We start from the raw sequence: 14,262 nt of genomic DNA, 5'->3' as shown, positions 1-14,262 counted from the left end.
GTTTCTTACAACGGATTAGTAATCCACCAGGTATTCCCAAACGAATCTTTTACACCAGCGCTTCTACCGTATGACTGATCGGCCGGGGGTATAATACTTTCCGCACCATTGTCGAGTGCTTTCTGGTAGGTTTCGTCGCAGCTTTCAACGTATACAAACATACCGGCGTTTTGCTGATGATAGGTTTCGGTAGCATCGGCAAACATAATGGTGCTGCCATTAATGTTCACCTCGGCGTGCATAATGGTATGCTCATCGCGCATGGTTTTAAACTGCTCCGTCGCGCCGAAAACTTTTTGGGTAAAGGCTATAAATTGGGCGGCGTTTTTAACGATGAGGTAAGGCATTACTGCCTGGTAATTTTCGGGAATGTTTATTGTTGCCATAGCTTGTTGATATTTTACTCAAAATTAGGCCTCTCCCAATTCTTAAAATTGTAAAAACCGGACATTATATATTCCGGTATTCTGTTCCCTCGGCTTTCCCCGAAAAGTAAAAGCCCGGATGGTAGCCCGTAAACTCTTTTACATCATGAATAAAGTGCGACTGATCATAATATCCACATTCCATAGCTATCTGTGTTAGTGATTTATCGGTATTGTATTGTCGCAACGCGTCCTGCAGCCGAACCAGCCGCATATAAGTTTTTGGGTTAAAACCCGCGTATTCCTTAAACTTACGATCAAATTGCCTTGCAGATAAATTATAAGCATCGGCCAATTGGGTAACCGTTCTATACTGTTTATTATGGATCACATCCCTGATCGCAGTAGCCATTCGATTATCTTTTAATACATTTCGACGTAATCGGGCTATTAAAAATTCGGATAGAATTTCCGCGCGCTTATAGTTATCGGCCGCCAGCATAATTCGTTCTTCCAATTCCCGGCCGGGCTTGTTTAAAAAAGTATCAAAATCAAAAGCAAGGTTACTGGTTTGGCTGCTTGGAATATTAAAGAAACAAGGCACAGCGAAAGGATAAATATATGCGCCGAAAATGCCAAAGCTTTCCGTTGTAATAAAACGCCGGTATTGTGTGGTTTGAAACTGAATACCCGACGGACCTGCATTTTCGCCGTTTTTATTCCCCAACTCATCAAACATCGAGCGATAATGAAACACCATTTCGGTGCAGCCATCAGCTACGGAGCGGTAAATATATGACGGCTCATCAGCCCCAAGCTCATGTTCAAGCACCCAGTAAAACCTTACATAAAGTTCAAGCTCGGCCGGAGGCTGAATGGTGAAATAGCGCATCGTTTGATTTGGGATTACGGATGTTCGATTTCGGAATTAAATAAAGTTAAGACTTTATTTTTAGACGTCGTTATAAAAGCTTAAAAGACAAACGCGTCATTGCGAGGCACGAAGCAATCTCAAACTATACAGGGCGGACCTGCTAATAGGGGATTGCTTCGTGCCTCGCAATGACGCTTATTAATATTATTGCCTGTTCTTACAAGCCTTTACCTATCGCTTCATACACCACATCCTGAATCCTCGGCCTTATGTTAAGGCTCAGCAATTTGCTGGCTACCGACGGGTTTACACGGTTTGACAGGAATACATAAACCAGGTTATATTTCGGATCTACCCAGATGCATGTACCTGTAAAACCAGTATGACCATAAGCCTGGTCTGATGCCAGTTTTGATGGGTAATGCCTATCGGCTATCGGATCCCAGCGATCAAAGCCCAAACCACGGCGGCTCACCGGCGATTGTTTGGAGGTAAACAAATCAACCACCTCTGGCTTAAAATATTGTGTACCGCCATAGCTACCCCGGTTTAAAACCATTTGATACAGTATGGCAACATCATTGGCGCTGCCAAATAAACCGGCATGCCCGGCAACTCCACCTAAAAGTGCGGCCGTTGGGTCATGCACATAACCATCAAGCAATGACATGCGGTATTCCTTGTCATTTTCGGTAGGCACTATCCTATCCGGCGAAAAACGGTACAGTGGCAAAAAACCTGCAGTTTGCATGCCCAGCGGGTTATAAAAATGCTGCTGCACATACACGTTGATTGGCACCGCGGTAATATTTTCTACTACCTCCTGCATAAACAGCATGCTCACATCGCTGTACACGTATTGTCCGCGCGTTTTTAGCGGCGAGCTCAACATCTCGGGAAACATTATGTCTTTGTAATAATCTTTTCGCAAATAATAATGATCCGATACTTTGGTAGGATAAGCGGCTGATGAATCGGTGCTATGATCCGTAGGTTTTACCTTTTCAAACGATTTGATATCCGGGATCAAACCGGCCTGGTGCATAAGCACTTCGCGGATCTGAATATCGTTCTTATTGCTTTTACGCGCCAGCGGAATATAATCGCCAAGGGTTTTCTCCAGGCTTAACTTACCCTGATCGGTAAGCTGCATAACTTCCATAGTAGTGGCTGACACCTTGGTCATGGAGGCCAGATCAAAAATATCGGTAAGTTTATCGGGGATTACATTATCATAGGTATGATACCCGTAGGCTTTGTTAAATATCACCTTGCCATCTTTGGCTACCAGTACAACGCAACCCGGGGTAGCATGTTCACGGATAGCTTCCTGCGCGATATTGTCAATGCCCTGCAGGTTGGCGGCATTAATACCAGCTTCTTCAGGTACAGTATATTGCAGCCTGGTTTTATCGGTAATAAAACCCATGCCCGTTTTATAAACAGAGCTGTAATTTTTGGTTAGCTTTTGCGAGATGCCTATCCCACCAAAGATGGCTTCTGCGCTATACATGGCCGATACCTGCGATACCCGCTCCGTCCAAATTACCGGGGCGGTAACAGCATCAAGCTTGCCCAAAACAGCACCATTGCCAAAAGCGGCTACAATTACATTTTTATTTTTTTGATTAGAACTGATAAAATCTATCAGATCCGGGTTGCTCAGATCGGCATCATTTACTTGCACTATAATGGTATTATAAAACTTCAGGTCGGACGTGAGGTTGGCCAGTGTTTTATTGCCTGAATAAGCGTTGCCGTCAAACAGATCAACCTTGTTATATTTATTCAACAGGCTATCAAAAACAGCAGTATACTGATTACTGAAATGTACGCTGGCTATTTTTAAATCCTCCAGTTTTTGAAGGGGAATTAAATAAGAGGCATTATTAAGCAGTACGGTTGAGTTACCAACCAGTCTTTCTTCGGCAATGAAGGCCTGCCCTGTTAATGGCGGATTTTGCGCGCAAGCGTTATTAAATAATGCAAAGCCCAGTAGTACTAAAGGAACACGCCCCCATTTATTTTTTATCATATACTTTAACTCCGTTTATATAGGTTTTTGTCACTTTGGTTGTCGGGATCTCGCTGCCTTTTACTTTCATGATGTCTTTATTCAAAATCACAAAGTCGGCATACTTGCCGGGCTCAATGCTGCCTTTCTCCTTTTCTTCAAAATTGGCTTTGGCAGCCCAGATGGTCATACCTTTTAGGGCTTCAATCCGGCTCAATGCATTTTCGGACTGGAAACCACCTTCAGGAAAGCCTTTCAAATCTTTACGTTCAACCGCTGCATAAAACGTATAAAGCGGGTTAATATTCTCAACCGGGAAATCGGTACCCAACGGAATCCAGCCGTTTTGCTTCAGCAATTGTTTATAAGCATAAGCGGTTTTAAGCCTTTCATTTCCTAATCTTTTTCCGGCCCAATACATATCAGATGTAGCGTGCGTAGGCTGTACCGATGGTATTACGCTGTATTCACCAAACTTATCAATATCCTGCGGGGATACAATTTGCGAGTGTTCAATCCTCCACCTCAAATCATTTTTACCTTTTAGGTTAGCAGCATAAATTTTAAGCATCACACGCACGGCCGAGTCGCCGATGGCATGTGTACACATCTGGAAACCATGGGCTGCTATTTTGGGCGCTATTTCTTCAAAATGTTTAGGATTGCTCAGCAAAAAGCCGTTCCATTTGGCCGAGTCGGCATAGGGTTTCAGCAGGCAAGCCCCTCTTGAACCCAGGGCGCCATCAGCATAAACTTTAAAAGCCCTTACATTTAAATGAGGGGTTTTGATAATACCATGCTTAAAAAGATAATCGTAATTTTCCTGCCTGTCGGCCAGCATCACATACATGCGCATTTTCAAATCGCCTTTATGCTGTAGTTCGTTAATGGTATTTACCATGGTATAGGGTAACCCGCAATCATCAACCGTAGTTAAGCCAACAGCAAAACAATTGCTTTGTGCCGAAAGCAGGGCGGTATCAACCATAGCAGATGTAGGTTCCGGAATTTTGCGGGTAACAATGCCTACCGCGTTATCAACCAGTATGCCGGTAAGCTTCCCGTTATTGGTTTCTATCTCTCCACCGTTAATGGTTTGTCCGGGTTTAACACCGGCAATATTCAGCGCCGCCTGGTTAGCTATAGCAGCATGACCGTCAACACGACTAAGTATCACGGGGCGCACCGGGAACAATGAGTCCAGCTTGGCTTTATCAGGAAAATGCTTGTTTGTCCAATCGTTTTGATCCCAGCCATTACCAATGATCCAGCCATCGGTATTGCGCTCGGAATATGTTTTTACCGAGTCGATAATTTCCGGCCAGCTATGTGTACCCACCAGGTTTACCTCCTGCAGGCCCATCCCATATTCATAAAAATGCGCATGTGCGTCAATGAAGCCGGGGTAAACCGCGGCGCCTTGCACGTCAAGCACTTCGCGGGCATTGTATTGTTGTTCAAGAGAATCGGCATTGCCTACTGCAAGTATTTTTCCTCCACTTACTACAAATGCGCTTGCTGTTGTAAAATTACTGTCAACGGTATAAACAACCGCGTTTTTCACCAGCATATCGGCATTGTATTCCTTCTGTTTGCAGGCTGCTGCCAGTAATAGCAGCGCGGGCAATAGTCTCTTCATAAAGTAATTGTATGTTTATTGTAATTGTAACAAACCGCAAAAGTATATACAACTATCCAATGATAAAGTTATGCCATCAAATATTTAATTTAGCATCGAAATAGAAATTGAAGGGAATTTTTTTTAGATGTCAGATATTATACAGCTTTTACCGGATGCCGTTGCCAACCAGATTGCCGCGGGCGAAGTAGTTCAGCGACCGGCCTCTGCAGTAAAAGAATTGGTTGAAAACGCTATTGATGCAGGTGCAGACAAGATCCAGCTTATTATTAAGGATGCCGGTAAATCGCTGATACAGGTTATTGATAATGGCTGCGGCATGAGCCTTACTGATGCCCGCATGTGCTTTGAGCGCCATGCAACCTCAAAAATACGCAAGGCCGATGACCTGTTTGCCATCCGTACCATGGGTTTCAGGGGCGAGGCTATGGCATCAATCGCGGCTATTGCCCAGGTTGAGCTTAAAACCCGCCGCCATGAAGACGAACTGGGCAGTTGTATAACTATCGAAGGTTCGGAGGTAATCAGTCAGGAGCCTTGTGCAGCTAACACCGGCACATCAATCTCCGTCAAAAACCTGTTTTATAATACGCCTGCACGCCGTAACTTTTTAAAAAGCAACCCGGTGGAGATGCGCCATATTATAGACGAGTTTCAGCGTGTAGCCCTGGCGCATCCGCAAATCTTTTTCACCTTGCACCATGATAGCCAGGAGGTTTATCACCTGCCCGGCAGTACCCTCAAACAGCGCATTGTACACCTGTTTGGTAATAACTATAACCAGCGCCTTGTACCGGTTGAAGAGGATACAACCATCATCAAACTTCGCGGCTTTGTAGGCAAACCCGAATTTGCCCGTAAAACCCGGGGCGAACAATTCTTTTTTGTAAATAACCGCTTCATTCGCGACTCCTATCTTAATCACGCCGTAACAACGGCCTTTGAGGAATTACTACCGGATGATTGCTTCCCCTTTTATGTGCTGTTCATCGATATTGATCCGTCCAAGATCGACATCAACGTGCACCCCACTAAAACTGAAATCAAATACCAGGACGAGAAAGCTATTTACGCCATTATCCGTTCGGCAGTAAAACGGTCGTTAGGAAGATATAACATTACCCCGAGTTTAGATTTTGACCAGGAAAACAGCATCGAGCACCTGATCACTCCAAAACCATTGGAGGAGATCATCGCGCCTACTATTTCCTTCAACCCAAACTTTAACCCTTTTGCCAATAAAGAGGAGAAACCCAAACAGGAACATCCTTTTTTAAGGGACAGCGGCGGTTATAAAAAAGATCCTATTCCGCAAAATTGGGATACGCTTTATGAAATCAGTAAAAAGGAAACACTTTTTCAGCATGAGATACACGAGGAAAAAACCATAGCGGTTGATGAGCAGGATGTAAGCAAGCCCAGTGAGCGGCAGCTGTTCCAGATCCATAACCGGTTTATCCTATCGCAAATTAAATCGGGCTTTATGCTCATTAACCAGCAGGCCGCGCATGAGCGTATTTTGTACGAGCGTTTCTTGTTGCAATTACAAAACCATTCGGGTGTAAGCCAGCAAAGTTTATTTCCGCAGTCGGTAACACTAAACGGTGCCGATTTTGAGTTATTGAAAGAACTTTTGCCTGATATCAGGGCTTTGGGCTTTGACATCCGCGAGTTTGGAAAAAATACAGTAGTTGTTGAAGGAATCCCAGCAGAGCTAAATAACGTAGGTGAACTTGAACTTTTAGAACATTTGCTGGAAGGTTTTAAAAACAATTTGGCTATCCTTAAATTAGATAAACGTGATAACCTTGCCCGTTCACTGGCCCGTAATGGCGCTATTAAAACAGGCACCAGGCTATCACTGGAGGAAATGAACCAACTTATCGACCAGCTTTTTGCTTGTGAATCGCCCAACCAGGCGTTGAATGGTAAGCCCGTAATCAGTACCTTTACTATGAACGAATTAATTGAACGATTTGAAAAATAGCCCCGGGCTAAACATATATGAACGGATACAATAGATCTCCTTTTGCTAACCTGACACCTGTTGTTAAAAACCTGCTGATAATAAATGTAATATGCTTTTTGCCATTTATACTGTTCGGGCAACTTTATGACAGTAAAATAGTGCCACTGTTAGGCGGCTTTTATTTTAACTCGCCTTACTTTAAACTATGGCAACTTATTACATATATGTTTCTGCATGGCGGTTGGGGCCACATTTTCTTTAACATGTTTGCCTTGTTTTCTTTTGGCCCTATTGTAGAATATTCCATCGGTAATAAAAGATTCCTTAACCTGTATTTTCTGTGTGGTGTAGGTGCCATTTTGTTTCAAATATTGGTACAGGCGATAGAAGTACACAGTTTGATAGGCCGTTTTACGATTGATCATCCCGGGCTACAGTCATCTTATTTAGAATATGGTGCAAATGCGCAAAAACTTTTTGATATTTATAACACACCTATAGTTGGTGCGTCAGGAGCCATATTTGGTTTACTTATTGCATTTGGCATGTTGTTCCCAAATCTTGAGCTAATGATATTGTTTATACCGGTACCTATCAAGGCTAAATACATCATACCGGTATACGTAGTGGTAGAGCTATTTTTAGGTGTGAAACAGTTTTCGGGCGATTCGGTGGCGCATTTTGCCCATCTCGGGGGAGCATTGATTGGATTTTTATTAGTTAAGATCTGGCGACTACAACGACCAAACAATTTTTATTAATAACAGTAGTTATCTTTGTAATACGGCTTTATTATGAGCACTCTTTGGCAAAATATCCAGTATAAAATGCTTCGCTCCGGCAATAGGCTTAACCTGCTTATTGGCATTAATGTTATAGTTTACCTGGCTATCAATATTCCCGCGGTATTAGAGCAGTTATTCAGAGGTTTTGGCAATAGCTCCATATATTTATTCGCTGATAAATACCTAAAGCTTTCGGCATATTTGCCCAATATACTTATCCATTTCTGGACGCCCGTTACCTACATGTTTATGCATGCAAGCATTTTCCACATCCTGTTTAATATGCTATGGCTGTACTGGATGGGGCAAATTTTTGAAGAGTATCTGGGCAACAAACGCACCATAGGTTTATATTTAATGGGCGGCCTGGCCGGCGCGCTGTTCTATGTAGCGGCTTTAAACCTGCTTCCTGCTTTTACAAGTTTAAATGCGGCGCAGGTTAGTTCAATTGTCGGTGCATCGGCAGGTGTTATGGCGATAGTGGTGGCTACGGCAACCTTACTGCCCAATTACACCATTTCCCTGATGTTTATTGGGCCTGTAAAGCTAAAATGGCTGGTGGTGTTTTATCTTGTATTTGATTTCCTGAGCATTATAGGGCCAAACGCAGGCGGCGAAATCGCGCACCTTGGCGGTGCTTTAATTGGATTTGTGTATATTAAACAACTGCAAAAAGGGCATGATTGGATAGGCGGAATAACTAAATTATTTAAGTCTAAACCCAAGCTAAAGGTAGTTTCCAATAATATGGGTAAAAACGCGTCTGATTATCCCCGTCAGGAAGAGATCGACCGTATTTTAGATAAAATATCGCAATCGGGTTACAATAGCTTAAGTAAACAGGAACGGGAAATTTTATCGCGTGCAAGCAAACAGGACTAAATGATTAAAAAAAAGCAAAGTATTTTTAGCAGGGTTTTATTATGGATAAACCTGTTTTTTTGTTTTGCACTGCTATTAAGTTATTTTGCCCCCTCTGTTGATCCCCGGAAATACTGGTTATTTGCGTTTTTTGGCCTCGCCTATCCCCCGCTGCTTTTAGTCAACATAATTATGATGCTTTACTGGCTGCTACGTAAACGCTGGCAGTTCCTGTTTTCGCTGATTAGTATTTTACTTGGCTGGGGAGTACTCAACAACAATATTGGCTTAAGATTTAAATCGAGCTTTTCATTACCTCCAGGGCTTAATGCGGTGCACGTGATGACCTATAATGTGCATAATTTTAAGCATTTTGGTTTCAGCAACGATATATCAACCAAACAGGAGATCCTGAGCATCATTAATACCGAGCAGCCGGACGTGATAGGTTTCCAGGAGTTTTATACCCGCAATAAAGGCCAGTATGAAACGCGCGACTCTATTTGCAAGATTCTGGGCAGCAATAATTTTTATTTTGAGCCTTTTAACTTCAACAGTCTCGAGGCAATTGGCATGGCCATCTTTTCCAAATACCCTATTGTTTCAAAAGGAATGATCCGCCTTGTGGCCGATAAAACATCGGGCAACCAATGTTTATATGCCGATATTAAAAAGGGGGGTAAAATTTTCAGGTATTACAATATCCACCTGCAATCCATCAACTTTGATCCGGTAGATTATAAATATCTCGACAGCTTATCCAAAAAAGGTAAAACCGATATCAAATCAACCCGGCGGCTGGGCAGTAAACTTAAAATAGCCTTTATGCATCGTGCCGAACAGGTGATCAAAGTAAAAGAACATGCAGCCCAATGTCCGTACCCTTATATTATAGCCGGCGATTTCAATGATACCCCCTCATCCTTCGCGGTTAATCAAATGGCTAAAGGCCTAAATAACTCGTTTCGCGAAAAAGGCTCGGGTTTAGGCCGTACCTATAATGGCGACTTTCCCAATTACCAGATAGACTATATTATGAGCAGCCCTCAATTCTCGGTTTTTAATTATAAGGTTATCGAAAAAAAGCTTTCGGATCATTACCCTGTACGCAGCGACCTGATATTAAACTGACCATGTCTTTGCCCTTCATTTGTAAAAATAAAGCCTAAAGCCAGCGGGCAGTGGCTTAAAATTTAAAAAATCGTAAGTTTGCGCTCATGCAACAAAATTTGTTTGTTTACAACACTTTAACACGTAAAAAAGAATTATTTAAGCCCATTAACGCGCCGCATGTTGGCATGTATGTTTGCGGGCCTACTGTTTATAGCGATGTTCACTTAGGCAACTGCCGTACTTATATATCTTTCGACCTCATGTTCAGGTACCTTACTGCCATTGGCTACAAGGTACGCTATGTACGTAACGTTACCGATGCCGGTCACCTTGAAGGTGATGCAGGCGACGAAGGCGAGGACAAAATTGCAAAAAAGGCCAAGCTGGCGCAGCTTGAACCAATGGAGATAGTGCAAAAATATACCGTAGGTTTCAGGGATGTGATGAAGGTACTAAACAACTTGCCACCAAGCATTGAGCCAACTGCAACAGGGCACATCATTGAGCAGATTGAAATGGTAAAAGTTATCCTTGAAAAAGGATATGCTTACGAGGTAGATGGCACTGTTTATTTTGATGTTGAAAAATACAATAAAACTAAAGATTACGGGATCCTGAGCGGCCGTAACCTTGACGATTTACTTAACAATACCCGCACACTTGGCGGGCAAGAGGAGAAACATGGTAAACTCGATTTTGCCCTGTGGATAAAAGCTAAACCAGAGCACCTGATGAAATGGCCTTCGCCATGGGGTGTTGGTTTTCCGGGCTGGCACCTGGAATGCTCGGCCATGAGCCAGAAATATCTTGGCAGCCACTTTGATATCCACGGCGGCGGGCTTGACCTGGTACCTACGCACCATACTAATGAAATTGCTCAAAACGTAGCATGCTGCGGTACTAACCCGGCTAATTACTGGGTGCATACCAATATGCTTACGGTTAACGGGCAAAAAATGTCAAAATCATTAGGTAACAGCTTTTTGCCACATGAACTGTTCAGCGGGGAAAACTCGATACTGAACAAGGGCTACACCCCCATGACTGTGCGGTTTTTCATGCTACAGGCGCATTACCGCAGTACGCTTGATTTTGGCAACGAAGCTATGGAAGCATCCGAAAAAGGCTTTAAACGTCTTATGAATGCCTTTGCCCTACTTACCGATGGACTAAAAGCATCTGCCACTACTGAGGTTGAAATTGCACCGTTAATGGAGCGTTGCTATGCAGCCATGAATGATGATTTTAACAGCCCGGTGTTAATTGCCGAATTGTTTGAAGCATCGCGCATTATCAACTCGGTATATGATGGTAAACTGAAAATTGATGCGGCTAACCTTGAGCAGTTAACAGTATTGATGAATACGTTTGTGGTTGATGTGCTTGGCTTACAAAACGAGCAGGCCGCGAATGACGATTTGCCAAAAGTGTTAAACTTTATTGTTGACCTGCGCAGCGGCGCTAAGGCCAATAAAGATTATGCTACATCCGATAAAATCCGCGATGGCCTGTCCCAGATAGGTTTCCAGCTAAAAGATAGCAAAGAAGGCACTACCTGGAGCAAGGCCTGATAACAACAAAATATAATTTTAAAGCGAGCTGTAGTAGCTGAATAATTTGGCTAAAGCAGCATCGCTTTTAAAATCAACTTTGTTGGCTTTAACATATTCCTGAATTTTGTCTGCCTTATCGCTTAATGCCGCAAGGATAGTTTTTTGCGATGGCTTAATTTTGGTCATCTTATTATCGGCAAACAGGTAATAGCTGGTAGCAGTTATGAAAGTTTTGGTGGTTACTTGCGAAGCAAAGCCTGTTGATTCCTGCACCTTCTTTTTATAATAGTGAAGTAGTTTCACTTTTCCATCTCCAACTACCTGGTAAAAAGTCTTTGCCGTTTGATCGTCAACTGCAGGAAAACCGTTGCTGAAGTTCATATCCGTTTGGTCACTTCCTTCCAGGGTGATACCCTTTATAGAAAAACTCTTTACCGGATCAACAAAAGCCTGCACAGATGAATCCTGCGGACTTTTAAACAGCAACTCGTCGCCATAAACATTGTAGTTTAATATCGCATTAGCTGTTTTACCATTAGCAAAGTCAACGGTACCTTTCAACCAGTTATCTGTAAGCAACTCGCTGCCTTGTATTCCATCATTGGTTTTAAGATAATATGGGCGACCGGTGTAATCGGATAAATATTGCGCCCTGGCCTGTACACATAACAGCAGGAGTGCGGCTATGCAAAAGAATTTATACCTTTTCATGAAAGCAATTTATATTGGTTTAAACAAAAGCGGATATGGTTGGTTATGAAGATAACTGTTTTTTATACAATTTCATAACTAAGTAAATTTAATCATTTACGCATATTTTACATGATCAAAACCGCTCTCCGCAATTATTTGCGCATATCTTCGTTTCAGCATAAAATAAAAATAATTGAAGTGTTAAATTATGTTATGCTATCCGACGCATTTTGACTATTGCGTTCCTCACTAAAAATTTATTACTAAATTGCTCCCTAAAACCCGAATATAAATATGAAGAAAATAATATTAGCTGCTACATTTATTGGTTATAGTGCTTTTGCTTTCGCGCAGGACGCTGTTAATGTAAACAAGGTAGTTAGTGTTGAACAAGCTTTTAATAAGTTAGTTGAACGTAAAGGAATAAAAGATGGTTTCCTGGCGGTTGCCGACCCTGAAGGCATCATATTTAAGCCCGATGTAGTTAAAATTGTTGATTTTTATAGCAAAATAGATAAACAGGCCGGCAAACTGAGCTGGGAGCCTAAATTTGCCCGCATCTCAGCCAATGGTGACCTTGCCTTCACCGCTGGCCCTTACGTTTATCAGAACGGCAAAACCGAAGATGATAAAGTATTTGGCGATTATGTATCTATCTGGCGCACCAATACCGATGGTAAGCTGAAACTACTTATCGATTTAGGCATTCAGCATCCTGAAGCCGAGGAAGAAGCTGTTACCGATTTCAAAGAACCGGATCCGGCACAACGTTCAGGCCCAAGCAAAGACCCATTTGGCGCCAAAAACGTTATTATTGGTACCGATAAAACTTTCAACCATGGCTTAACACTATCGGCCATGGCCAGCTACAAAGAGTTTTTAAGCCCTGAAGGCCGTTATTACTTTCCCGGCTTCCCGCCAATGACCGGAACCGACGTGGTAATGAAGTTTATCAACAATGAAGCTATAAGCATCACCGCCGAAACTACCGATGGCGGTCGCGCGTCAAGTAATGACCTTGCCTATACTTATGGTCATGCCCGCATTACTAAAGGCAATGTTGTAGGCAATTACAATTACGTAAGGGTATGGGAAATTGACAAATCAAAAAGATGGAACATCCTGCTTGAGATTTTCTCGCCAATTGAGAATGAATAATAGAGGTTGGAGGTCAGAGATTAGTCTTTCAACACGATTTATAAAAAGAAGAAGGCCTCACGATAAAGTCGCGAGGCCTTCTTCTTTTACACTCTACTACCGAGGCCAGTGTCCTCAGGGGCCATTGCATGCCGGGAGGATTCATCCGAAAAGGACGATGGGTTGTCCGTGGTGACACGGACAAGTGGTAAATAAATAAGGCCTTGAAAATTTAATTTTCAAGGCCTTATTCCATATAAGTTTTTACTAAAACGAATCTCTAATCTCCACCTTAAAACAACTGCTCAATAATATCAGCAGCCGATAAGCCTTCAGCTTCGGCGTGATAGCTGCGTACTATACGGTGGCTTAAAATAGGTTTGGCTACAGCCTGAACATCTTCAATATCGGGTGAGTATTTGCCGTTGAGTACAGCATGGCATTTAGCGCCCAATACTAAAAACTGCGATGCCCTTGGGCCTGCGCCCCAGCTGAGCAGGCGGTTGATCTGCGGCGTAGCAAACTCGCTGTTAGGGCGGGTTTTTGATACCAGTTTCACCGCATATTCCATCACATTATCAGTAACCGGGATGTTGCGCACGAGTTGTTGAAAGTAGATGATCTGCTCAGCGTTCAATATTTTGTTAACCTCTACTTTGTTAGTGCTTGTAGTATTTTTAACAACTTGCAGTTCCTCTTTAAACGAAGGATAGCTTAGGGCTACGTTAAACATAAACCTATCCAGTTGGGCTTCGGGCAGGGGGTATGTACCTTCCTGCTCAATCGGGTTTTGGGTGGCCAGCACAAAAAATGGCTGTGCAAGCTTATGGGTTACACCGGCCGCTGTAACCGCTTTTTCCTGCATGGCTTCAAGCAATGCAGCCTGCGTTTTTGGAGGCGTACGGTTTATCTCATCGGCCAGGATAATGTTTGAAAAAACCGGGCCGTGAATGAACTTAAAGTTACGGTCTTCACCCAATATTTCAGAACCGATGATATCCGATGGCATTAGGTCGGGCGTAAACTGGATCCTTTTAAAATCAAGGTCAAGCACCTGCGATACCGTTTGCACCAACAGGGTTTTTGCAAGCCCGGGTACACCAACCAATAAACAATGCCCGTTACTGAAAATAGATATCAGCACAAATTTGATCACTTCATCCTGGCCTACGATTACCTTGCCTATTTCGGCGCGAATTTGCTGGTAAGCCTGCTTTAAAGCGTCTGCAGCTTCTACATCAGAACGGTGTTGCATAAAA

Annotated in this window: 12 protein-coding genes; 6 read left to right on the top strand and 6 right to left on the bottom strand. The window is 42.9% G+C overall.

The genetic code is table 11. The features are described from left to right. Positions 1–5: 5 nt before the first annotated feature. The 4 genes from DEO27_RS29095 to DEO27_RS29080 form a co-directional block, all read right to left on the bottom strand. Positions 6–386, bottom strand: coding sequence for a VOC family protein (locus DEO27_RS29095; RefSeq protein ID WP_223818078.1), 381 nt, complete (start codon positions 384–386; stop codon positions 6–8). 64 nt (positions 387–450) lie between these two features. Then, entirely contained in the window at positions 451–1,257 is an 807-nt protein-coding gene (locus DEO27_RS29090; protein WP_112570692.1) for a helix-turn-helix domain-containing protein, read from the bottom strand. A gap of 199 nt (positions 1,258–1,456) precedes the next feature. Then, positions 1,457–3,274 (bottom strand): serine hydrolase domain-containing protein, encoded by a 1,818-nt coding sequence (locus DEO27_RS29085; protein ID WP_112570694.1) that lies wholly within the window; start codon positions 3,272–3,274, stop codon positions 1,457–1,459. Further along, positions 3,261–4,892 carry an amidohydrolase gene (locus tag DEO27_RS29080; RefSeq protein WP_112570696.1) on the bottom strand — a complete coding sequence of 544 codons (1,632 nt, stop codon included), beginning with the start codon at positions 4,890–4,892 and terminating at the stop codon, positions 3,261–3,263. Before DEO27_RS29080 ends, DEO27_RS29085 begins: the two co-directional genes overlap by 14 nt. Positions 4,893–5,019: 127 nt before the next feature. Between DEO27_RS29080 and mutL the strand changes: the two genes are divergently transcribed. The 5 genes from mutL to cysS all read left to right on the top strand — a co-directional run bounded on the left by mutL (position 5,020) and on the right by cysS (position 11,191). Continuing rightward, positions 5,020–6,879, top strand: coding sequence for a DNA mismatch repair endonuclease MutL (gene mutL, locus DEO27_RS29075; protein WP_112570698.1), 1,860 nt, complete (start codon positions 5,020–5,022; stop codon positions 6,877–6,879). Between the two features lie 17 nt (positions 6,880–6,896). Then, positions 6,897–7,622, top strand: coding sequence for a rhomboid family intramembrane serine protease (locus tag DEO27_RS29070; RefSeq protein ID WP_112570700.1), 726 nt, complete (start codon positions 6,897–6,899; stop codon positions 7,620–7,622). A gap of 33 nt (positions 7,623–7,655) precedes the next feature. Next, the gene (locus DEO27_RS29065) at positions 7,656–8,528 is read left to right on the top strand and encodes a rhomboid family protein (protein WP_112570702.1); all 873 of its coding nucleotides are present in this window, start codon (positions 7,656–7,658) and stop codon (positions 8,526–8,528) included. A gap of 171 nt (positions 8,529–8,699) precedes the next feature. Beyond that, a complete protein-coding gene (locus DEO27_RS29060; protein ID WP_190295269.1) occupies positions 8,700–9,638 on the top strand; it encodes an endonuclease/exonuclease/phosphatase family protein in 939 nt (312 codons plus the stop codon). Between the two features lie 86 nt (positions 9,639–9,724). After that, positions 9,725–11,191 (top strand): cysteine--tRNA ligase, encoded by a 1,467-nt coding sequence (cysS, locus tag DEO27_RS29055; protein ID WP_112570706.1) that lies wholly within the window; start codon positions 9,725–9,727, stop codon positions 11,189–11,191. A gap of 18 nt (positions 11,192–11,209) precedes the next feature. On the opposite strand, the gene DEO27_RS29050 is transcribed toward cysS, so the two are convergent. Next, a complete protein-coding gene (locus tag DEO27_RS29050; RefSeq protein ID WP_112570708.1) occupies positions 11,210–11,884 on the bottom strand; it encodes a hypothetical protein in 675 nt (224 codons plus the stop codon). Positions 11,885–12,160: 276 nt separating this feature from the next. Here DEO27_RS29050 and DEO27_RS29045 point away from each other — a divergent pair, with 276 nt between their 5' ends. Beyond that, the gene (locus tag DEO27_RS29045) at positions 12,161–13,024 is read left to right on the top strand and encodes a hypothetical protein (protein ID WP_112570710.1); all 864 of its coding nucleotides are present in this window, start codon (positions 12,161–12,163) and stop codon (positions 13,022–13,024) included. Between the two features lie 271 nt (positions 13,025–13,295). Here DEO27_RS29045 and DEO27_RS29040 read toward each other — a convergent pair whose 3' ends face one another. After that, positions 13,296–14,258: an AAA family ATPase gene (locus DEO27_RS29040; protein WP_112570712.1), complete on the bottom strand. Its 963-nt coding sequence runs from the start codon at positions 14,256–14,258 to the stop codon at positions 13,296–13,298. Positions 14,259–14,262 lie beyond the last annotated feature (4 nt).

It is taken from the genome of Mucilaginibacter rubeus (genome assembly GCF_003286415.2).
Lineage (GTDB): Bacteria > Bacteroidota > Bacteroidia > Sphingobacteriales > Sphingobacteriaceae > Mucilaginibacter > Mucilaginibacter rubeus_A.
Note: the sequence above shows the minus strand (reverse complement) of the source record. Positions and strands in the feature narration are given on the sequence as shown.